Here is a 20,717-nt window from a genome sequence, read left to right as displayed (position 1 = left end):
CTGAACCCGGCCCCTGCTCCTCGGCGTCGCCGCTTCGGTTTGTCTCGATGGCAGGTCGTGATCGCGGCCGTGATCACGGCCGTCATCTCCGCAGTCGTCTCGTTCGTCCTGGCCGCCCGGGGCGGCGGCACGGGGCCCGAGGGGGCAGGCTCAAGCTCGCAGCCTCCGAGCACATCACCTCCGAGCGCGTCACCTCCGAGCGCGTCACCCTCGTGCTCCTTCCCGGCAGTGTGGCTCAGTGCGCCGGACAAGGCCGGCAGCACCTTCCAGACGACGGCCAAGTTGAACTGCCCGCCGCCCAACGGGACGAAGTACTACCTGGTCGCCCAGCTGGACAACTTCGGCGACCCGGGCACCGAGCACACCGTCTACTGTCCGCGGGACCCCATTGCCTCGGGGCAGGAGAAGAGGGTCTACACCACGACGCGCGACATCCACGAGTCTGAACTCCACTCCAAGCGTGCTCTCTACTACCTGAAGGTCACCACCGATCAGGAGCAGGAACTGGTGGCCAATCTGCAGGACGACTGCGCGTTCGAACTCCCGGCCGGCGTTGAGACGGTCTCCAATTCGGTCACCGTCCAGCGCGCCTGGAAGTAGGTGGCCGTCGCGGTTGCCCACGCGTACCTCGTCGCCTCCGGTGTTGCGGCCAAGCTCGACCAGTAGCGGGTCTCCGTTCTCGCGAACGAGTCGCAGGGGGAGAGCTGTACGGTCCGTAGCGTGGCCGAGTTGCTCAAGTCCTGGGCTGTGTGACGGACTTCGCGGGCGGGTGCCGGGGGTTGCGGCGCCTGTTGTCCTCCCCTGGCGCAGTCCGTGGTTCGTTACTTGTGAAGGTCGAGTCGGCGGATTTTCTCCAGCGGGTACTGGGCGCTTCTACTCCGGTGCTGGAGTTCGTCGATGAAGTCCCACATCACCAGGGCGAGGGGCGCGTGCCGGGCGATGATGGCTGCCGCCTCCTTCGGGATGACCCCGGGAATCCCAGCGGGGTGTTCGCCTTCCGCGCAGGCGCGCACCAGCGCGTAGCGGTCGTCCCGGTCGTATCCGTACAGAGCGGTGACCAGCCAGTGCACCAGGTAGGACGCGGTGTAGCAGCGGTCGTATGTCTGATGGCGGTCGAAGAAGTCGGCCTCGTCCGGGGACAGTTCGAAGCGGGACGAGAGAGCGAGGCCGTAGTCGGCGAAGTAGAGGCGCCGGCCGTCGGTCAGGATGTTCTCGAAGTGGGCGTCGAAGTGCAGGAGCCCTCGGCTGTTCATGAACGAGGAGCCCGCTGCCAGATTTCGCTCCACCATGACGCAGGCCCTGTCTGCGGCCTCGTCGCCGCCGGCCAGTTGTTCGCCGAGCCATTGGTTCAGGTTCTGCGGGATGTACTCCAGAAACAGCGCCACGCTCGCCGAGGACTGCTGGAGAGCCTCGATGCGGTGGCGTACTTGCGATCCACCTCCCCAGTAATTGACGGACCGTTCCACGTCGGCCAGTTCGTCGGGGAGCGGTGTGGAGTCCGGCAGTACCCGCCAGTGGTACATCAGGGGGAAGCCCTCGTGATCCCCCGTGAGCACCCAGTTCGTCGTCATGGTGTGCACGGCGAGTTCCCGCCAGGCGCCGAAACCGGGGCCGCCGATGCCGTACTGGCAGAACATGGGGAGGCCGAAGATGTTCGCCGTGGACCGTACGTTCTCCGGCGCCCTCTCCGGGTCGGTGAGCGGCACCCGCTTGACGAAGACCGGGGTTCCGTCGATCTCCAGCAGCGCCGACTTCCCGCCGATGCCGGAGCCCAACAGCACCGCCGCGTCGACGAGTTCGGACAGTGCGCGGTCGCTGTGCAGGGCCAGGGCGGTGGAGGCGGCGCCGTGGGCGATCAGGCGTGCGGTGCGCGACCTGTCCCGGTGGTTGCCGACGAGGCCGAGGTCCGGTTCTAGCTCGGCCATGGAGTGACTCCGAGGATCGACTCACGGGACGGGCGGTGTACAGGTGCCGGATTTCCTTCATGGCGTCATGTTGGCGTGTTCGTCACGATTGTCCTGACCGGCGCCTTCATCCCACGATGCGGGAATGCATCAGGCCTGCCCAAGACCCAGATAATTGCGATGCCTCCAGGCGAGCTGGAGGCATGCTCTCGCAGAGCTACGAGTATTTCGATTATTGACATACAGTTCGACTGTCTCCGCATCGAACCTCAAACCTTTTCCGTTCAGACCAGAAAGAATCACTCCTTCCCTTGTCCTCCTCGCCATATGGGCGAATATGCGGTCAAATGTATCTCCTTCAATGATGCATGCGGTGAGGATTTCAGGCTTCCATGTCAAAGGGTCTAGTCCGATTCCGAGTATGTGTAGGTTGAGGCTTCCAGAATTCTTGGCGGCATTCAGCATGTTGAATGGGTGGTCGTTTTCGTAATCCAAAGGTCGACCTCCACGTCCGTAACTCTCCGGTAGGTCGAGAAACTCTTCTGCATATTCACGCATGATGGTACGCCAAAGATCGAAGTCGTTTTTCATTGATTCGAGGCTGACGTCTGCAGGGGTGAACTCCCCTGCAGGGACGACGTGGATGGTCTCGGGTCCAACAACTACATGATCGCCATCTCTCTGATGCATGTAAAATCCACTGAAACCGTTGTCACGTCGAATCGTTAGCGTGATCACTCCTAGGCTCATTCCTCGGAGTTTGAGGTCGAACGGATTGCCCAGCCAGCTGCGATAGGAACCGCTCAGTGCGGCAGTCCTGGACTTGCCGTGTCGTGCAGCCATCTCGTATACGAGTACCTCACTGGTGTCTAGGTGATCGAAATATCTTCCTTCCGTGCACTCAATCCGAAATCCATCCCGGTTAACTTTGATGCCAATTGGTCGATAAATTTTGCCATTGAATAGATGTGCCATGCCGGCCAGTTTTGTAAGCGCATCACTATAGCTTAGATAGTGCCCGCCGAGTTGATTTCTAGGCATCATGCGCATTGCTCGATACCGTGCAGACGGTAGCCCGTCCCCGCTTCTCATTTCTCCCTTCCAATCCAGTTGGACGTCTTCCAGAGGGAGTGGAGGGATCCAGCCTGGCAGCGTCAGCATGGGTATCGGATCGGAGCGCCAACCTGGAGGGGTGGATTTCATGGCGAGCTGTGTCATTTCGGCCTGCTCGCGGCGAGCGCGTTCTCTGACTTCAACAAAAGACTCTACCGTGTGCTTTCTGGCGGCTCCGCGCCACGCCATTAACGCAGCAGGGACTCCGATGGCGCCCACTAAAAATCCAGCAACCGTCAGGGCGTCTGTGATATTCAAATTTGCCTCCGAACTCGCCGATTCCACGTGGACGACTGGGTGTGAGGCTTACTCCGATGCCCTACCCACTGCGCAGCGCGCCGCGGTCGATGAGGCCCTGGATGTAGGCGGGCCAGTCCGCGCCGGCTATCGGTCGGCTGCCGTAGGGATAGGCGCGTGAAGTCTGAAGGCGCAGCCCACCGGCTGAAGCAGGAAGGCTCGTCCCCGGTCATAGGCGCATCCTCGGCTAAATCAGCGCAACGCGCAGCTGTTTCAGCGTCGCCGTCGAGTTTGCTCCCGGTCGCGTCACTTGAAGGTCGTGACTCGTGAGATTCCTGTCATCCGATGGACACTGCCGTGACCTTGTTCCAAGGCGGTGACAGCCGGCTGCGTGATGCTGGTGTCGGTAGCGCAAGTTGATGATGCTGTTTGGGTGGCCTGCTCCAGCGGGTGACCAGGCGCACGGTGGGCTGGCCGCGATGACTGTCGCCGACCGGACTAGTGCAGGCAGTTCCGGTTCCGGTCAGGGTGGCGAGGCTGGGGCTGCAGTCATCTGAGCGGCTGCAGGGTGAGTACGCTCGCGGCACTCGGGACTTTGTTGCGCGAAGGGGGCGGGCGATGGACGACGGGGAGGGCACCGTGCCTGCTGACGCGGCCGGTGTACCGGAGGAAGGTACCCAGTCTGCCGGGGAGGATAGTTCCTCGATGGCGCTGGCTCCGATCGGGCACGGGGTGGTCGGTTGTCGCGAGCGCCGGGTGGCTATCGCGATGTGCTCCGCCGGTATGTGGTGCTCATCGACGACACCGAGGTTGGCCGGGTCGGCCGGGGGCAGACGTTGCACCTCGACGTGCCGTCAGGAGCGCATCAGGTCCAGCTGAAGGTTGACTGGTGTTCCAGTGAGCCCCTCGTCGCCGTGGTTGAGCCAGGCGAGACGGTGTTCTTCGCCTGTTGCCCAGGCGGTGCAGCGTCTGATGGGCTCCGCGCTGTCATCGACAACAAGGACGACTACATCACCCTGCGGCAGACGCCGGAGCCGATCGTCATGGCCAAGAGTCCACTGGACCGGCGGACGCGATTTCTCCTGGGCGCGGCCTTCGGCTTCTTCGGGGGAGGCCTGACCCTCATCGGAGCGTGGATCTGGCGTTACACCGGTGTGGCGTCAGGAGCCGCCGATGTGGTTGCCGGCGTAAGCCTGGCCGTCGTTCTCGCCTCCATGATTGTTCTCTGGCTGTGTCGACGCCGGGTGACTTGAGAAGGCCGCTGGGACCTACCTGCTCAACTGACCGGCCGCGCCCTCACGTCGGTGAGGAAGGCTGCCCAGGTGCCGGCCTGGAAGAGGAGTACGGGGCCGTTGTGGGGGGCGGTTTTGGAGTCGCGTACGGGGACGACTCCGAGGGCGGAGGACACCTCGACGCAGTCCCCACCGGTGCCGTTGCTGTGGCTGCTCTTGCGCCAGAGCGCAGAACTCAAGTCAAGCTCGGTGCTTGCCATTTCGGTAGTCCCCTGCCGCCGTCTCGATCATGGCCAGGGACGCTTCAGGCGGCAAAGCGGTGGCCCTGAGCAGATCGTACGACTCCCGGTACTGCTTCACGAGCGCCGGGTAGTCGATGAGTTGCCCGCTGTGCAGGCTCTCGGTGTAGACGACGGGTGGGGCGTCCGAGAAGGCCATCATCTTGGTCATGCCCATCATGAACGGGTGGGCGGCGGTGGTTTCCGGAACGATCTGCACAATGGAATGCGTCGTCCTGATCACCTCCGCGATGTGCTCCAGTAGTTCGGCCATCCCCTCGTCGGGGAGGATCCGACGGCGCAGCAGCGACTCGTCGAGGATGGCCCAGAACGCCGGAGGCTGCTCGGAGTCGAAGATCGCTGCCCGCTCCATCCGGGCCCAGACCTTCTCCTCGACTTCCGCGTCGGAGGCCCGTGGCATCGCCGCGCGCGTGAGTGCGCGGGCGTAAGCGGGCGTCTGGAGCAGGCCGGGCACCAGCATCGGCGCCCACTCCTCGATCGACTCCGCTTGCTGCTCCATCTCCAGCACATCCGCGAAGTACTCCGCATGCCCCGACCGCTTCGCCTTGCTCACGTCTTCACAACGGCGCATGAAAAAGCCATCCGTGCCGAGTTTCGTGTCGACGTGGCGGGCCAGATCCTCCGGCATCCTGCGTTCACCGCGCTCGATCTGGCTCAGGAGGGAGATGCCGCGCCAGCTTCCCTCGGCCAGTTGCTCCAGCGTCAGGCCCGCCTGCTCCCTGAGATAGCGCAACTCGGCGCCGTAGAAGGAAGGGACGTTCGCGGACGCGTCGGGGTCCTTACGGGAGGGCACAACTCACCACCGCCTCTTTCCAGTTGCGCTGCGCAACCTGAATCCCTTCCACCGTACGCACAGTCACGTCACTCTGTGACGGAATCATCACAGAGTGCACTGAAGTGTGCGCTGAACAGGGAGGTCCTCCAGTGGAGCCGACGGAGCCCAACTCAACCGTCTACGACATCACCCTTTGCGTCGAGGAACTGCGTGCCGCTCTCGGCGAGCACGGCATTACCTTGCCGTCCCTGCGGATCGATCTGCCGAGTTTCGCGGGGAGTTACCGCCCGCCGATGGGGCTGGTCGAGCTGGGCGGCTGCAACGCGGCCACCGCCCGGAAGCTGGCCGCCGTGCTGAGGAACGCGGGCGAGCGGTGAACGCCACGACGACTACGGCTGCGGACTTCGGTGCCGAGATGCTCGCCGTTGCCAAAGCCGTGCCGGAGCTGCGGCGGGCCGTTCGGGAGTGGTTCGGGGAGGACGCGTACGGGCGAGTGGGTGCGGACGTCGAGCTGTGCGTCACCGAGCTGGTCGGCAACGTCATCCGGCATGTGGGGGAGGGGACGCCCGTTTTTGTGCGGGTGGGCTGCGTGGACGGTGCCCGTATCCGGGTGGAGGTGAGTGATCCCGACCCGCGAGCCCTTCCGGTGCTGCTCGGCGCCACGGGGGCTGATGAGTCGGGGCGCGGGTTGGCCCTGCTCGGCGCCCTCGCTGTGCGGTGGGGCGTGGAGGTCGAGGCCGTGGGCAAGACGGTGTGGTGCGAGTTGGCAGGCGCCGGTGTCCCGCGGGCCATGGAACGCCGGTGGGAGCAGGAGCGGCTGGGGGAGCTGGTGGCGTGGATGGAGGAGAAGGGCGGGCCGGTCACCGAGGCGGAGTTGGCGGCGGCGGAGGCCGAACGGCGGGAAGCCGGCCGTATCTTCGCCGACCGCGACCGCGACCGCGACCGCGACCGCGAGTGTGAGCGTGGTTCCGCCACCCCGATGGATGCCTGACCGGCCCCGGACCGGACACACCACGACCGCGGCGGCTCCCCCTCCGCGCCGCCGCGGTCGTTCCCCGTGCAGGTGTACGTCTGTTGGAGTGTTGGAGCCGGTGGCTCAGACGGTCTCGTCCGTCGCGTGGATGTCGTTCGGCTTGGCGGTGACGGGTTCCGTCGTGGCGTGGATGTCGCCCAGGACGGTCGCCGTGGCCTTGGTCTGCTTGGCCGGTTCGGTCGTCGCGTGGATGTCGCCCAGGGTGGTGGCGGTGACCGGCTCGCTCGTCGCGTGGATGTCGTTCGTCTTGGTCTCGTCGCTCATCTTGCTGTCTCCCCTGTGATGGTGGCCGGCCTGTGATGGTGACCGGTGTACTGAGGGCCCGCCCCGCGACTCCCCCGTGGACTGCGGGGCGGGCCCTGGGCCGGTTCACCTTAAGAGGTCCGGCCCCCTGTCGTTCCGCCTGCCCCCCGACGCGACGGCTCGACAGGGACGAGCCTGCCCGACGGCGATAAACGAACGATGAACGTCGTTCGTCCTCGGCTCCGGCCCGGGCAACCTTCAGCAGTTCGTACGCGTTGCCCGCCCCAGCAGCTCTCGTACCGCGTCCGCCTCCGGTGCCTCCAGTGACTCGAAGATGCCGAGCGCGTCCTGCCAGCACACCTGGGCGCGGTCCAGTTGGCCGATGCCGTGCAGGGCGCGGCCGAGGACCGTGAGGACGTTGCCCCGCCGCCACTCGCCGCCGATGCCGCGCAGCACCGTCAGCGCCTGCTCGGCGTTGGTCGCCGCCCGTGCCGAACGGGCCGCCGCGAGATCGACCTCGGCGAGGCGGAACAGGGTCATGCCCTCCCACAGGCGCTGCCGGCTGTCCCGGAACACCCGCAGGGCCTCGTCGAGATGGCTGGCGGCCTCCGTCAGCCGGCCGCTCTGGGTGAGCGCCAGGCCGAGCGCGTACCGGCCGTTCGCTCCTCGCAGGGCGTGGCCCATCGCGTCGTACATCGCCGTGCCCTGTTCGGCCAGGGCGACCGCGCTGTCGGTGCGGCCCGTGGCGAGGTGGATGCGGGAGAGGTTGCACAGCGCGCTGGCCTCGCCCGGGCGGTCCGCGCAGGCGCGGAAGCTCTCGATCGCCCGGGTGAGGTGGGCCTCGCCCGAGTCGTGCCGGTTCTGGTAGAGGGCCACGACACCGCTGATGTTGGACGACCAGCAGGCGGTGAGGCGGTCGTCGGCCGCGAGCGCCAACTCCGATGCCCGTTCCGACTCCTGGATGGCGACATCGAAACGGCTGCTGGAGAAGCAGTGCACGAAGGCCAGCGCGGTCAGGACGCGGGCTTCCGTACGGGGGTCACCTGCGGCCCGCGCTGCGTCCCGCACGATCGCCGCGACCGCCTCGTACTCCTTGGAGTTGGTGCCGGACTCGGCCAACTCGACCGCCGCCCACAGCACGTCGGCGGCGCGGCGCAGCGTGTCCGGCCGGGTCGCGGACTGGCGGACGCAGGCGAGTACGCACACCGCCTCCGCGTGCACCCAGTCCTGCGCGGCGTGGCTGTCGGCGAACGTCAGCCCGGGATACTCCACCTGCTCCAGGTGGTCGACGAGCCTGTCCTCGGGGCGCTGGATGCGGTAGGTCGCGGCGACCGTCGCGAGGTAGAAGTCGAGCAGGCGGGACATGGCCGACGCCCGTTCGCCGGGCGGGTGTTCGTCCCGTTCGGCGCAGGAACGCGCGTAGAGTCGTACGAGGTCGTGGTAGCGGTAGCGGCCCGGCGCCGCCGATTCCAGCAGTGAGGTGTCGACCAGGGACTCCAGGACCTCCTCCGCGTCGTCAACCGGCAGGTCCAGTACGGCCGCCGCAGCCGCGAGCGAGATGTCGGGGCCGTCCGCCAGGCCCAACAGGCGGAACGCGCGGGCCTGTTGGCGGTCCAGGGCGCCGTAGCCGAGTTCGAAGGTCGCCTTCACGGCGAGGTCGCCGGCCTGGAGTTCGTCCAGGCGGCGGCGTTCGTCGCCCAGTTTCTCCGCCAGGACGGACACCGTCCACGTTCTGCGCGCCGACAGCCGGGACGCCGCGATCCTGATCGCCAGCGGCAGGAAACCGCAGGCCGCCACCACGTCCAGGGCGGCCTTGCGCTCCGCGGCGACCCGCTCCTCGCCCACGATCTTCGTGAACAGCTGGAGGGCCTCCTCGGGGGACATGACGTCCAGGTCGACGAGGTGGGCGCCCGCCAGGTCCACCATCCGTACCCGGGAGGTGACCAGGGCCGCGCAGCCCTCCGTGCCCGGCAGCAGCGGACGTACCTGGGCGGCGTCGCGGGCGTTGTCCAGCAGGACCAGGACCCGGCGTCCGTCCAGCACCGAGCGGTACAGGGCCGCGCGCTCCTCCAGCGAGTCCGGGATCGCCGAAGAGGCCGTGCCGAGGGCGCGCAGGAACGCGCCGAGGACGGTCTCCGGCTCGGCCGCCTGGGTGCCGGCGCCCTGGAGGTCGATGTACAACTGCCCGTCGGGGAAGGCGGAACGGGCCTGGTGGGCCACATGTACGGCGAGGGTCGTCTTGCCCACCCCGCCGATACCGGCCAGCGCCGACACGGCCATCACCCGGCCCTGCTCCGACGACGCCGACGAGGCGGACTCCAGGACCTTGCTCAGCTCGGAGACGAAGGCGGCACGGCCCGTGAAGTCCGAGACCGTGGCCGGGAGTTGGGCAGGGCGGACGGGGGCCGGGGCGGGTTCCGGGGCGAGCGGGGCGGAGGGCTCGGCGAGCCCCGGGTCCGCCTGCAGGATGCGCTGCTGCAACTCCCTGAGGCCGGGCCGGGGATCGACGCCGAGCTCGTCGGCCAGGAGGCGGCGCGTGTCCGCGTACACCGCCAGGGCCTCGGCCTGCCGGCCGCTGCGGTACAGCGCGAGCATCAGCAGCTCCCGCAGGCGCTCGCGGAGGGGGTGTTCGGCCGTGAGGGCGGTCAACTCGCTGACCGACTCGGCGTGACAGCCCTGTTCGAGGTCCATGTCGAGCCGGGATTCGAGGAGTTGGAGCAGCCACTCCTCCAACCGGGCACGCTGCGCCTCCGCGTACGGTCCCGGGAGGCTTGCCAGTGGCCTTCCCTCCCACAGGTCCAGCGCCTGGTTGAGGATCTCCCGGGCATGGCGCAGATCCCCGGTGCTCCTGGACTTCTCGGCCTCCGTGGCCAGTTCCTGCGCCACCGTCAGATCCAGCGCGCCCTCCGCGAGGGAACGGATCGCGTACCCGCCCGACTCGCTCACCAGCACCCAGGCGCCCAGCACCTTCCGCAGCCGGGACGCGTACGTCCGTACCGCCGCCAGCGCCTGCGAAGGCGGCTCGTCGCCCCACAGCGCGTCGATCAGCTCGGCGGCCGTCGCCGTCCGGCCCTCGCGCAGCAACAGCGCGGCCAGCAGCGCCCGTTGCTGCGGGGAACCGGTGGGCAGCAGCTCGTCGTCGCGCCAGGCCCGTACCGGCCCGAGCACGCTGAAGCGCAGCGCCGCCGGGGAATCAGCCGAGGCCTCCGCCGGGGACCTCACCGGCGTATCCCTGGGATCCCGCTGTGCCGGCACCCGCGGTACAGCCGGTATGTCACCCATCACCGCTCCCTGCCGAACTTCATGACTAGAACAGCAGTTTGCCTTGTCCATGGCGTGTGCGTCAGCTCCGGAGACGGCGATCGCAGGCCGGGAGCGAGGTATTGCACGGTTCTCACACGGTCTCCGCACAGGGTTCCGCGAAAAGGGGCGTGCGTGGTCGCGTAGCTGACGGTTCGTCAGATCAGCGCTACCGTGCCACTTATGGAGACGACTGTGGAGAGCGCAGTGGAGGGTACGGGGACGACCGACACCTTCCCGAAGATCATCTCGGTGGACGACCACACGGTGGAGCCGCCCAATGTCTGGCAGGACCGGCTGCCGAAGAAGTACCTGGACGTCGGCCCGCGCATAGTCCGGGCGCCGCTGAAGTCGATGTCCTTCCTCGGCGGCCGGTTCAAGCCCGTCATGGGCGAACCCGGCGACGACGGCCCGATCGGCGACTGGTGGATCTACGAGAACCTGCACCGCCCCCTCACCCGCCTCGACACCGCCGTCGGCTACGACCGGGACGAGATCAAGCTCGAAGTCATCACCTACGAGCAGATGCGCCCCGGTTCGTACGACGTCCCGCAGCGACTGGCCGACATGGACATCAACCACGTCCAGTCCGCTGTCTGCTTCCCGACCTTCCCGCGCTTCTGCGGGCAGACCTTCACCGAGGCCGAGGACCACGAACTCGGACTGCTCGGCGTACGCGCCTACAACGACTGGATGGTGGACGAGTGGTGCGGCCCGGCCGCGCAGGGCCGTCTCATCCCGCTCACCCTCATCCCGCTCTGGGACGCCGAGTTGGCCGCGGCCGAGGTCCGGCGCAACGCGGCCCGGGGCGTCCGCGCGGTCGCCTTCTCGGAGATCCCCCCGCACCTCGGCCTGCCCTCGATCCACGGCGACGACTGGGACCCGTTCCTCGCCGCCTGCGCCGAGACGGGCACCGTCATCGCGATGCACATCGGCTCCAGCAGTCGGATGCCGTCCACCTCCGCCGACGCCCCGCCCGCCGTCGGCTCCACCATCACCTTCGCCAACTGCTGCTTCTCGATGGTCGACTGGCTGATGAGCGGCAAGTTCGAGCGCTTCCCGCAGCTGAAGATCATGTACGCGGAGGGCCAGATCGGCTGGATCCCGTACATTCTGGAGCGCGCGGACATCGTCTGGGAGGAGAACCGGGGCTGGGGCGGGGTCGCCGACAAGGTCCACCGGCCGCCCTCCGAACTGTTCGCCGAGCACGTCTACGGCTGCTTCTTCGACGACGCCTTCGGGCTGCGCAACCTCGACTCGATCGGCGTCGGCAACGTCCTCTACGAGACCGACTACCCCCACTCCGACTCCACCTGGCCCGGCTCGCGCGAGGTGGGCGAGGCACAGATGGGGCATCTGGACCCGGAGGTCGTGCAGCGGATCGTACGGGGCAACGCGATCGACCTGCTGGGGCTGACGCCGGACGGGCTGTGGAATCCGGGGAGTTGAACAGTGCGCGGGCCGTACAGGGCACGTATAGGTGGATTCCCCCGTAGCCCCACGTAGAGCGGTTGGTCATCCGGTACCGTGAAGTCCCTTGGGGGGCCAAGTGGTCGGATGGTGAAGACGCACTGCCCAACGCGACTGTTCCCCGGCGACCGCACAGCTGCCGCACAGTGACTGTGCAAGGAAAAACGGGGGACGTCCGTTGCCGTACACCGCAGAGATCAGCCGGACCAACCCAGGATGTTTCATCTTCCTCGTGGACCAGTCGGCGTCCATGGGCGATCCCATGGAGAGCGGTGAGACGACACAGCCGCGGGCCGAGGTCGTGTCCAACGCCATCAACCGGCTGCTGACGGAACTGTCGGTCAAGTGCGCCAAGGAAGAAGGCGTACGCGACTACTTCCACGTCGCGGTGATCGGCTACGGCCACAACCGCGTCGGCTCCGCCTACCAGGGCGCCCTCGCCGGCCGCGACCTCGTTCCGCTGAGCGAGGTCGCCAACAACCCGGCGCGGGTGGAGAGTCGCACCAAGAAAGTGCCGGACGGCGCCGGCGGTCTCGTCGAGACGTCCGTCCAGTTCCCCGTGTGGATGGACCCGGTCACCAACGGCGGTACGCCCATGACCCGCGCCCTCGGCTACGCGAACACCCTGGTGGGGCACTGGGTCGACACGCACCCCGGCGGTTTCCCGCCCATCGTCCTCAACCTGACCGACGGCGAGTCCACCGACGGCGACCCGACCAGCGCCGCCATCAACCTGGCCTCGCACGCCACCGCCGACGGCCCGGTCCTCCTCTTCAACCTGCACGTCTCCGGCAGTGGCGGCGCCCCCATCACGTTCCCGGACGCCGAGGAAGCACTGCCGGACGCATACGCGAAGCTGCTGTTCCAGATGTCCAGCGTCCTGCCCAGCCACATGCGTTCGTACGCCGCCTCGCAGGGCCACCGCGTCAGCGGGACGACCCGGGGCTTCGTCTACAACGCCGACATCGTCTCCATCGTGGAGTTCCTCGACATCGGCACCCGTGCGACGGAGCTGCGCTGACCATGGGGGACATCCCGGCGCTGCCGCAGGCGCAGTGGTTGTGGACGCAGAAGTCGGGCAGCAGTGAGCGGGAGTGCGAGGACGCCGCGTACTGCTGGCAGTCCGGAGAGGCGGGCGTCGACAGCGCCGGACGAGCCGTCGCGTCGCTGTACGCCGCCGTGTCCGACGGAGCCTCGGAGAGCCTGCTTGCCCGCGACTGGGCCACGCTCCTCGTCGCCGACGCCGTCGAGTCCATGCGGCTCGCCGGTGACTGGTGGGAGGAACTCGGCACGTTCGTACGGGACTTGATGGACCGTTCGGCACTGCACTGGGACGCCTTCCTCACCCGCTACCAGGCCGAGCGCGCCGCCCAGGGCAGGCCCATCACCTGGTACGAGCAACCCGGCCTGGAAAAAGGGGCGTTCGCCACGCTGCTCGGGGCCGAGATCCGGGCCACGGCCCTGGAGAACGGCACGACCCGCTGGGCCTGGTACTCCTTCGCCCTCGGCGACAGCTGCCTGTTCCAGCTGCGCGACGGGCGCCTCCTCGACTCCTTTCCGCTGCGCACGGTCGAGGAGTTCGGGATCACGCCCCAGCTGCTGGGCAGCCGCAACCATGACGCACGGCTCGTCGCGGAACGGATGCGGGTGGCCCACGGAGAGCTGCTGCCGGGCGACGAACTCCTCCTGGCCACAGATGCGTTGGCCGCCTGGGTGCTGTCCCGGGAGACAGGGGAGGCGAAGGAGGCTGGGGGCGAGGCCGCGGGCTTCCCGGCTTTCGCCGCGTTCGACCGGCAGGACTTCGCCGAGTGGGTGGACGACCAGCGGGCGCGCGCCCGGATGCGCAACGACGATGTGACCCTCGTCCGAGCGAAAGTGTGACGTTCATCCGTATACCTGTGTAGGCGTATCACGGTGAGGCGTTCGTCCGGACAGTGGCGAGAGCGAGAGGGGTGGCACGAATGGCGGTGTCCCGCGGCGGTCGCCCCGGTCACGGTCCCGGTCAAGGACCCGCACAGGGGCCGGCTCAAGGTCCCGGCACCGGATCGGCCAGGAAGTTCCCGACGGGAGCGAACTACGCGGAGGCGTTGCAGCACCCCGAACTGTGCTTCAGCGACCCGGACTTGAAGCACGGCACAGTCCAGCAGAGCCCGGTACTGGGCCCGAAGGCGATCTCCGGGAACTTCGCCAGCGTCTTCTCCGTCACGGCGACGAGCGGGCAGCGGTACGCACTGAAGTGCTTCACCCGGGACAGCACGACGCTCGGCAAGCGCTACTCCGCCATCAGTACGGCACTCGGCGGTCTCGGAGGCAGTGGTGGTTCCGGCGCGGGTGGGCTGTCCCAGCCGTGGCCGGTGGGGTTCGACTTCCTGGAGCAGGGCGTTCTGGTCGGCCGGGAGTGGTACCCGGCGGTCAAGATGACCTGGGTCCAGGGCACCGGTCTCATCAACTGGATCGAACGCAACCTCCATGACCCGGCCGCCCTGCACACCCTCGCCGACAGGTTCCTGGCGATGACCGCCGACCTGGAGAGGAACGGCATCGCCCACGGCGACCTCCAGCACGGCAACCTCCTCGTGGCCGACGACGCGACCTTCCGCCTTGTCGACTACGACGGCATGTACGTCCCCGCCCTGCGCGGCGAGCAGGCGACCGAGAACGGCCACCGTAACTACCAGTCGCCCTCCCGTACGGCCGCCGACTTCGGCCCCGCAATGGATCGCTTCTCCGCCTGGACCATCGAACTGGCGTTGCTCGCCGTCGCCACCGACCCCGGCCTGTGGACCCAACTCCACGACAGACACGGCGAGTTCCTCATCCTCTCCGAGGCGGACTTCAAGGAACCGGCGACCTCACTGGCCTGGCCGCTCCTGCTCGGCCACCCGGACCGGCGGGTACGGGACGTCGCCGGCCGGGTCAAGGGCTTCCTCGGTAAACCGGCGTCCGCCCTGCCGCCCCTGACCGCCCGCGCCGTGAAACTCCCGGCACAACGGACGGCGTCGGCGTCGGCATCGACCTCGGGCGTGGGTACGGGTACGGGTACGGGAGGTTACGGGGCCGGGGGCGCCCTGGGTGGCGGCCGGCCCACAGTCACGTCCTGGACGCCGGCCGCTTCCGGGGCCTCCGCCTCCGGGGTGCCGGCCTGGATGGCGGGACGGATAGCCGCGTCCACCGCTCCCTCTGCCGCCGCGCAGCCCCCGGCACAGCAGCTCGCTGCCGGACTCGCCGGGTTCTCCGGCTTCGGCGGGCGCGGCGTCGGTGACCTGGTCGCGGGTCTCGGCGCGCTGCTCAGTACGTCCGTGCCGGGCGCGCTGGTGCTCGCCGCCGCGCAGCCGGTGGACGTCCTGCCCGCGGCACAGGGCGTGGCCCTGCTCACCTCCGCCGTCATGGTCGGGTTCGGCCGACGCAGGCGCCCCGAGTACCGGGCGGCACACAAGCGGGTGCGCGACCTGAAACGGCGCTCCCGCGAGCTGGCCGACCCGGCGAGCGCCCATCAGCGTCTGGAGAAGGAGATCCGCGTCCTCGACGACGCCGTCGCCAAGGACAACACGGCCTCCGACCAGCGCATCCAGGCCCTGCAGCTCGAACTGCGCGACGCCCAGGCCCGTATCACCATGGAACTCAACCGGCGTACGGACCAGGCCCAGCAGCAGTTGGCGGGGCTGGCGGCGCAGGAGCAGCGCCGGGTCGCCAAGGCGCTGGAGCCCGCGATCAGGGCGCACATCCAGGACAAGCTGCGCAGGACGTCGATCCAGGAGGCGCGGTCGCTCAGCAACATGGGCAACAAGATGGTGCAGGCGCTCCAGGACGCGGGTATCCGCACCGCGGCGGACTTCATCGGCGTGGACTTCTCGCACAACCCGTCCGTCGTGTACCTGGTGCGTCCAGGCGGCCAGCGGGTACGCGTGCCCGGCATCGGTGAGGCCCGGGCCACTGTCCTCAGCGACTGGCGCCAGGGCCTGGAACGCCGGGCGAGGGCAGCCGCGCCCACCACGGTGCCGCCGGCGGCCAAGGCCCAGATCAAGGCGGACATCGCCATTCTCCGACGGACCCACAAGGCGGAGATCAAGCAGGCGGAGGCCGAGGCCATGCAGAAGAAGGCCGCCCTCCAGCAACGGATCACCGACGAACGCGCCCGCCTCACCACACAACGCCAGCAGCGAGCGATGGACACGCAGCGCAAGCGCGCGGAACTCCTCCACCGGCAGAAGCAGCTGGCGGGCGCCGAAGTGGAACGGGTGCGGGTGGAGGCGGAGTTGGGGGTCGCGCGGAGGGAGGCGCGGGGGACGCTGGGGGCGGGCAAGTACCTACGGTTCCTGCTGACGGGACGGTAGGAGGGCATTCCAGCTCGTCCGGGGTCTCCGTCCGGGGGTCCCCCTCCAGGGGAGGGGAGCTCGCGGACAGGGCCTGATCCGAGGAAGGGTCGGCAACGACCCCTTGCCTGACGGTGCGTCAGCCGCAACGATGGCCATCGCGACCTGAAGTGACGGACCGTCAGATGCGAGAAGCCAGGGAAAGGGATGCCCCCATGGCCTACGGCATGCAACTCCCCATCCAGTCCCAGTCCACCCTCTACACCGAACCCTGGGAAACCTCGGCCACCCCCGCCGACCTCGTCGACATCGCCCGCACGGCCGACCGCGCCGGCTTCGGCTACCTCGCGAGCTGCGACCACGTCGCCATCCCGCGCCGCCTCGCCCCCGCGATGAGCACCGTCTGGTACGACCCCGTGGCCACCCTCGCCCACCTCGCAGCCGTCACCGAACACGTCCGACTCCTCAGCCATGTGGCCGTCGTGGGCCTGCGCCACCCCCTCCTCACCGCCAAGCAGTACGCCACCCTCGACCACCTCTCCGGCGGGCGCCTGATCCTCGGGGTCGGCGCGGGCCACGTACAGGAGGAGTTCGAGGCACTGGGGGCCGACTTCGAGCGGCGGGGTGCCGTGCTCGACGAGACGATCGACGCGTTGCGCGCCGCGCTCGGCCCGGACGAGTTCCCGGAGCACCACGGCAAGCTGTACGACTTCGAGGGGCTCGGCCAGCGACCACGGCCCGCCCAGGAACGCGTGCCGCTCTGGGTCGGCGGGTCGTCCCCCGCCGCCGTACGCCGGGCCGCGCTCAAGAGCGACGGCTGGCTGCCGCAGGGTGACCCCCGTGACCGCCTCCCGGACCAGATCGCCCGTATCCGGCGACTGCGCGAAGAGGCCGCCGTGCAGGGGCCGTTCACCGTCGGGGCCATCACCGAGCCGCTGTACGTCGGTGAGCCCGGGTGGGACGTCGGGCGGCGGACGATCAGCGGGTCCCCGGAGGCGCTCGCCGAGTCGCTGCGGGCGTACGGCGCGATGGGGGTGGACCAGATCCAGGTGCGGTTCCGGAGCCGGAGTCTCACCGAACTCACCGACCAAATAGGCGCGTTCGGGGCGGAAGTGGGCCCGTTGCTGGGTGACCTGTCTGACAGCTTGCCTGGATCTCTTTGAACCTTTGAACATGTCCATGCTGGGGCGCGTACGTAGGGACGTACGGACGTCATCGTTCCGGCGGAAGGACATGCGCGGTGCACGCTTCCCGGCTCGTCGACCACCCCTCACCCAGGCTGTCCGTCGCCCTCGCCTGTGCCGAAGGTGAGTGGCCGCACCAGGACTGGCCGGACCCCGACGACCCGCACGTGGGGCGGGCGTTGCGCGTGACCCCGCCCTACCGTGAGCTGGGGGAGCAGGGCGCGGTGGACGTCGTCGTCCTGCGGTGCGACGAGCCGGCGGCCGATTTTCCGGTGCTGTTGAAGGCCATGGGTGCCGTGAGCGTTCCGGTGATCGTCATCAGTCCCCGGCGGGACACCGAGACCGTGGTCGAGGTGTTCCGGGGCGGGGCCGGCTATCTCGTCGAGGGCGACTACTGCACCTGCATGCTGGCCTCGGCGGTCATGGCGGCCACGGTCGGGCACACCTACCTCTCGCCGGTCGCGTGCGCCGCCCTCCGGGATGGGGCCCAGCGGGTCTCCGGGGAGGGGGCGAAGAGCGCGTCCGTCGCCGGGGCGGCGATGGAGCGGCTGCGGAGTCTGCTCTCGCCGCGAGAGCGGCAGATCATGGAGCTGCTGTCGACTGGCCTCGGCGCCCAGGAGATCGGGCTGCGGTTAAGGCTGAGCGAGAAGACCGTCCGCAACAACCTCAGCAACATCTACGCCAAGCTGGACGCCCGGGGGAGCACGGACGCGGTCCTGAGGTGGCTGGGGGCGACCCCGGCTGTTCGCACATGAGAAACATGTCCAGCATATGCAGCATGAGAACAACCGGTGCCGCCGTGTTCAGTCGTTTTCTGTTCGCTGAATTCCGCCCCGGATCCCGCTACGACGCGGGAATCTCCGCTACCGGGATTTCCACGTCCGTGACGCTGGCGCCGCCCTCGCCGAATCCGGGCTCCGCCCTACTGCTGTTCTCGGAGTTCTGGAGTCCGTTGGCCTGAGGAGTTTCGCACTCGACGTTGCGCAGCCAGAGGCGGCCGTCGGGCGTACCGTTCTTCAGGAGCTGCGGATAGAAGACGTGCACGCTCGTGGCGCCCTCGCTGGGCGAGAAGAACACCTTCTGACCGTCCTGCTCGTCCTTGTACGTGGCCCTGAGGAATCCGCTCACGTCGGTTCGCTTCTCCGACCACATGAAGAATCCGATGTGGTTGGCTTTCACGGTGTCGGTCCGGGAGAAGTCGAATCCGGTTCCCGTGTCGTCACGCTTGAGGTCGATCTCCGTGGTGTTGAACTTGGCGCCGATCTCGAAGAAAGAGTTTCCCAGCTTCGAGTCGGCGGAAGCGGTGAACCCGTCCTCCAGCGTGATGGACCTCGTCACCGACGCGGACACGCTGAAGCTCTTCGTCAGGGCGCTTGTGGAACCGCAGTTGTCGGTGATGGTGGAAACGCGCTTGTTCGGCCCGAGGTTGTCCCTCTTGAACTGGACGTCGACGAATTCACAGTTTTCCAGCTTGGGGGAGTTCTCCGCGCAGTCCTTGGTCACTTCGGAGGGCGTGGCGGCACCCGCCTGGTTCATCAGCGGAACGGCCACCGCGACGGCCACCACCGGGGCCATGGCCATGACGATGCGCTTCTTCTTGCTCCGGTGACTGCCCTTGCGGCTGGTGCGGGTCATCGTGCGTCTCCTTGCGGGAAGGGGGGGGAGCTGAGGGCATTCGGCCAGGTGGGGAGAGTGTGTGGGGGAGGGGACGGTGGGGGGAAGCATGGGACATGGGAGGGCGTCGTCAGCAGTCGGTCAGTACGGGCTTGGCGACCCCGTCCGCTATGCCTGCGGCTCCGGCGGCGCCCGGCAGGATGGCAGGTCCCTCGACGAGTTCCGACGCGACGAAGTTCTTCTCCGGTGAGGGGTTCACGGCGAAGCTTCCGGGGTTGGCGTCGATCCGTACCTGCCATTCGCCGGTCATGCGCTGCATTTTCGGCGTGAACTCCATGTGCAGGACCTTGCCGACCGGAACCTCGCGGTTCTCCGTGTCGCCGGCGGTCACCGACTTGACGGTCATGTCGGTCGTACCCTTGTGCTTGAGCCAGGAGCCGCTGAGAAAGCCGAAGAGCCCGCCGCCGGCGCCCTGTTGGGTCGCGGTGTACTTGCCCGATCCCTGGGCCACGGTCGCTTTCCAGGTGATCGAGACCTTCGCCGGTTCGGTGGCGTTCGGTTCGCAGTTCGGGAAGTCGATCGAGGCCTTCTCCGTGGGGCCGTCGAACAACTCGAAATTCGTCTCGACGTAGTTGCAGTTGTCGGACTCGAAGCTCGGGCCGGCGATGGGGTGTCCGCCGAAGTCGAAAATGTCCTGCTGTTTACCGTTGAGTACCTTGGCCCGCTCGCACAACGTGATGATCTGCTCGGGTGTCTTCTCCTCGGCCGCGTTCGCCGACGGAAGAAGCGCGATGATCGCGCCGCCGGTCGCGAGGGCCGATCCGATCGCCACGAACCGGACCTTCTTGTTCTTCAGACGCCTTTTGGCCATGTCGCTCCGTCCCTGCGGTTCCTTGGTGTTCGCTTTACCTGTTCATGGAGGATTATTGGCGTCATCTGTGGGTTCGCGACAGGGTCAAATATCCCTACTCGCCGGTCACTTAGTGTGTGCTCTCGCACACACAGCACACTCGTCTGCCGAGTCTGACGCATCGTCAGATGCGGCGGTACGATGCTGACCTCCACCGATGTGAACGCTGCGAAGGGGTTCCGCATGGGCAAGCTCGACGGACGGGTCGTCATCGTCACCGGCGCGGCACGCGGTCAGGGGGAGCAGGAGGCCCGGCTCTTCGTGGCGGAGGGTGCGCGGGTCGTCGTGGCAGATGTGCTCGACGACCAAGGGGAGGCCCTGGCAAAGGAGTTGGGTGCCCAGTACGTCCATCTCGACGTGCGCGAGGAAGCGGGCTGGCAGGCCGCCGTCGCCGCCACCGAGAAGGCGTACGGCCGGATAGACGGGCTGGTCAACAACGCCGGCATCCTCCGCTTCAACACCCTTCTCGACACACCCCTCGACGAGTTCATGCAGGTCGTGCAGGTCAACCAGGTCGGCTGCTTCCTCGGGATCAGGACGGTCGCGCCGCGCATCGCCGCCGCCGGGGGCGGGACGATCGTCAACACCGCCTCGTACACCGGGCTTACCGGGATGGCGGCGGTCGGGGCGTACGCGGCGAGCAAGCACGCCATCGTCGGGCTCACCCGGGTCGCCGCGCTGGAACTGGCGCGCCGGAAGATCCGGGTCAACGCCATGTGCCCGGGCGCGATCGACACCGCGATGTCCAACCCGGCCGTACTCGACCCGGACGCCGATGCCGAGGGTGCCTCGCAGGGGCTGGACAAGCTGTACCGCAAGCTCGTGCCGCTGGGACGGATCGGGCGGCCGGACGAGGTGGCGCGGCTCGCGCTGTTCCTCACCTCGGAGGACTCCTCGTACATCACCGGGCAGCCGTTCGTGATCGACGGGGGCTGGCTCGCGGGCGTCTCCGTCGTCTGACCGACTCGACTTCCGTACCTGACTGACCGTCAGCTATTGACGGTCCCAGGGGCCGGTGGAACAGTCGACTCATCAAATCTGACGCTGCGTCAGAAACGTCAGGATCGTCAGGAACGGTTACTGGGGACGG

General features: G+C 67.9%; 19 protein-coding genes. 11 read left to right on the top strand and 8 right to left on the bottom strand.

The features are described 5' to 3' along the window. Nucleotides 1-228 precede the first annotated feature (228 nt). Complete coding sequence (locus G3I56_RS19185) at nucleotides 229-600, top strand: hypothetical protein (protein ID WP_164410477.1); 372 nt, start codon at nucleotides 229-231, stop codon at nucleotides 598-600. Between the two features lie 221 nt (nucleotides 601-821). Here the strand turns inward: G3I56_RS19185 and G3I56_RS19180 are convergent, their stop codons facing one another. Then, nucleotides 822-1,925, bottom strand: a complete 1,104-nt coding sequence (locus G3I56_RS19180) for a protein kinase family protein (RefSeq protein WP_164410475.1) — start codon at nucleotides 1,923-1,925, stop codon at nucleotides 822-824. A 129-nt stretch (nucleotides 1,926-2,054) separates the two neighbouring features. After that, nucleotides 2,055-3,302, bottom strand: coding sequence for a hypothetical protein (locus G3I56_RS19175; protein WP_164410473.1), 1,248 nt, complete (start codon nucleotides 3,300-3,302; stop codon nucleotides 2,055-2,057). 737 nt (nucleotides 3,303-4,039) lie between these two features. On the opposite strand from G3I56_RS19175, the gene G3I56_RS19170 reads away from it, so the two are divergent. Further along, a complete protein-coding gene (locus G3I56_RS19170; RefSeq protein WP_164410471.1) occupies nucleotides 4,040-4,507 on the top strand; it encodes a hypothetical protein in 468 nt (155 codons plus the stop codon). A 23-nt stretch (nucleotides 4,508-4,530) separates the two neighbouring features. On the opposite strand, the gene G3I56_RS19165 is transcribed toward G3I56_RS19170, so the two are convergent. Together G3I56_RS19165 and G3I56_RS19160 are read right to left on the bottom strand one after the other, a co-directional pair. Further along, a complete protein-coding gene (locus tag G3I56_RS19165; protein ID WP_164410469.1) occupies nucleotides 4,531-4,746 on the bottom strand; it encodes a DUF397 domain-containing protein in 216 nt (71 codons plus the stop codon). Then, entirely contained in the window at nucleotides 4,727-5,578 is an 852-nt protein-coding gene (locus tag G3I56_RS19160; RefSeq protein WP_164410467.1) for a helix-turn-helix transcriptional regulator, read from the bottom strand. The genes G3I56_RS19165 and G3I56_RS19160 overlap by 20 nt, the downstream gene beginning before the upstream one ends. Nucleotides 5,579-5,709: 131 nt before the next feature. On the opposite strand from G3I56_RS19160, the gene G3I56_RS19155 reads away from it, so the two are divergent. Continuing rightward, nucleotides 5,710-5,937 carry a hypothetical protein gene (locus G3I56_RS19155; RefSeq protein WP_164410465.1) on the top strand — a complete coding sequence of 76 codons (228 nt, stop codon included), beginning with the start codon at nucleotides 5,710-5,712 and terminating at the stop codon, nucleotides 5,935-5,937. Then, entirely contained in the window at nucleotides 5,934-6,551 is a 618-nt protein-coding gene (locus G3I56_RS45085) for an ATP-binding protein (protein ID WP_343239998.1), read from the top strand. Before G3I56_RS19155 ends, G3I56_RS45085 begins: the two co-directional genes overlap by 4 nt. 105 nt (nucleotides 6,552-6,656) lie before the next feature. Here G3I56_RS45085 and G3I56_RS19145 read toward each other — a convergent pair whose 3' ends face one another. After that, the gene (locus G3I56_RS19145) at nucleotides 6,657-6,857 is read right to left on the bottom strand and encodes a hypothetical protein (RefSeq protein ID WP_164410463.1); all 201 of its coding nucleotides are present in this window, start codon (nucleotides 6,855-6,857) and stop codon (nucleotides 6,657-6,659) included. Between the two features lie 237 nt (nucleotides 6,858-7,094). Beyond that, nucleotides 7,095-10,118: a BTAD domain-containing putative transcriptional regulator gene (locus G3I56_RS19140; RefSeq protein WP_164410461.1), complete on the bottom strand. Its 3,024-nt coding sequence runs from the start codon at nucleotides 10,116-10,118 to the stop codon at nucleotides 7,095-7,097. A gap of 201 nt (nucleotides 10,119-10,319) precedes the next feature. On the opposite strand from G3I56_RS19140, the gene G3I56_RS19135 reads away from it, so the two are divergent. The 6 genes from G3I56_RS19135 to G3I56_RS19110 all read left to right on the top strand — a co-directional run bounded on the left by G3I56_RS19135 (nucleotide 10,320) and on the right by G3I56_RS19110 (nucleotide 17,858). Then, complete coding sequence (locus G3I56_RS19135; protein ID WP_164410459.1) at nucleotides 10,320-11,585, top strand: amidohydrolase family protein; 1,266 nt, start codon at nucleotides 10,320-10,322, stop codon at nucleotides 11,583-11,585. Nucleotides 11,586-11,838: 253 nt separating this feature from the next. Then, a complete protein-coding gene (locus G3I56_RS19130; RefSeq protein ID WP_343239997.1) occupies nucleotides 11,839-12,627 on the top strand; it encodes a vWA domain-containing protein in 789 nt (262 codons plus the stop codon). 2 nt (nucleotides 12,628-12,629) lie between these two features. After that, nucleotides 12,630-13,487, top strand: a complete 858-nt coding sequence (locus G3I56_RS19125; RefSeq protein ID WP_164410455.1) for a hypothetical protein — start codon at nucleotides 12,630-12,632, stop codon at nucleotides 13,485-13,487. Between the two features lie 206 nt (nucleotides 13,488-13,693). Further along, a complete protein-coding gene (locus G3I56_RS19120) occupies nucleotides 13,694-15,940 on the top strand; it encodes a hypothetical protein (RefSeq protein WP_164410453.1) in 2,247 nt (748 codons plus the stop codon). 194 nt (nucleotides 15,941-16,134) lie between these two features. Beyond that, nucleotides 16,135-17,082 (top strand): LLM class F420-dependent oxidoreductase, encoded by a 948-nt coding sequence (locus tag G3I56_RS19115; RefSeq protein WP_164410451.1) that lies wholly within the window; start codon nucleotides 16,135-16,137, stop codon nucleotides 17,080-17,082. A gap of 77 nt (nucleotides 17,083-17,159) precedes the next feature. Further along, complete coding sequence (locus G3I56_RS19110) at nucleotides 17,160-17,858, top strand: response regulator transcription factor (protein ID WP_164410448.1); 699 nt, start codon at nucleotides 17,160-17,162, stop codon at nucleotides 17,856-17,858. A gap of 88 nt (nucleotides 17,859-17,946) precedes the next feature. Here G3I56_RS19110 and G3I56_RS19105 read toward each other — a convergent pair whose 3' ends face one another. Together G3I56_RS19105 and G3I56_RS19100 are read right to left on the bottom strand one after the other, a co-directional pair. Further along, nucleotides 17,947-18,738, bottom strand: a complete 792-nt coding sequence (locus G3I56_RS19105; protein ID WP_164410446.1) for a hypothetical protein — start codon at nucleotides 18,736-18,738, stop codon at nucleotides 17,947-17,949. A gap of 109 nt (nucleotides 18,739-18,847) precedes the next feature. Further along, nucleotides 18,848-19,588 carry a hypothetical protein gene (locus tag G3I56_RS19100; protein ID WP_203690196.1) on the bottom strand — a complete coding sequence of 247 codons (741 nt, stop codon included), beginning with the start codon at nucleotides 19,586-19,588 and terminating at the stop codon, nucleotides 18,848-18,850. A 222-nt stretch (nucleotides 19,589-19,810) separates the two neighbouring features. Here G3I56_RS19100 and G3I56_RS19095 point away from each other — a divergent pair, with 222 nt between their 5' ends. Beyond that, complete coding sequence (locus G3I56_RS19095) at nucleotides 19,811-20,587, top strand: glucose 1-dehydrogenase (RefSeq protein ID WP_164410444.1); 777 nt, start codon at nucleotides 19,811-19,813, stop codon at nucleotides 20,585-20,587. Nucleotides 20,588-20,717: the final 130 nt, after the last annotated feature.

The sequence above is a fragment of the Streptomyces sp. SID12488 genome, assembly GCF_010548275.1.
Classification (GTDB): Bacteria; Actinomycetota; Actinomycetes; order Streptomycetales; family Streptomycetaceae; genus Streptomyces.
The sequence above is the reverse complement of the archived record's forward strand: the minus strand, read 5'-3'. Positions and strand labels throughout refer to the sequence as shown.

Bases quoted from the DNA above. Each gene is read 5' to 3' on its own strand.
- G3I56_RS19180 (WP_164410475.1), bottom strand. From the start codon at position 1,925: ATGGCCGAGCTAGAACCGGACCTCGGCCTCGTCGGCAACCACCGGGAC.
- G3I56_RS19165 (WP_164410469.1), bottom strand. From the start codon at position 4,746: ATGGCAAGCACCGAGCTTGACTTGAGTTCTGCGCTCTGGCGCAAGAGC.
- G3I56_RS19145 (WP_164410463.1), bottom strand. From the start codon at position 6,857: ATGAGCGACGAGACCAAGACGAACGACATCCACGCGACGAGCGAGCCG.
- G3I56_RS19140 (WP_164410461.1), bottom strand. From the start codon at position 10,118: ATGGGTGACATACCGGCTGTACCGCGGGTGCCGGCACAGCGGGATCCC.
- G3I56_RS19135 (WP_164410459.1), top strand. From the start codon at position 10,320: ATGGAGACGACTGTGGAGAGCGCAGTGGAGGGTACGGGGACGACCGAC.
- G3I56_RS19125 (WP_164410455.1), top strand. From the start codon at position 12,630: ATGGGGGACATCCCGGCGCTGCCGCAGGCGCAGTGGTTGTGGACGCAG.
- G3I56_RS19115 (WP_164410451.1), top strand. From the start codon at position 16,135: ATGGCCTACGGCATGCAACTCCCCATCCAGTCCCAGTCCACCCTCTAC.
- G3I56_RS19105 (WP_164410446.1), bottom strand. From the start codon at position 18,738: ATGACCCGCACCAGCCGCAAGGGCAGTCACCGGAGCAAGAAGAAGCGC.
- G3I56_RS19100 (WP_203690196.1), bottom strand. From the start codon at position 19,588: ATGGCCAAAAGGCGTCTGAAGAACAAGAAGGTCCGGTTCGTGGCGATC.
- G3I56_RS19095 (WP_164410444.1), top strand. From the start codon at position 19,811: ATGGGCAAGCTCGACGGACGGGTCGTCATCGTCACCGGCGCGGCACGC.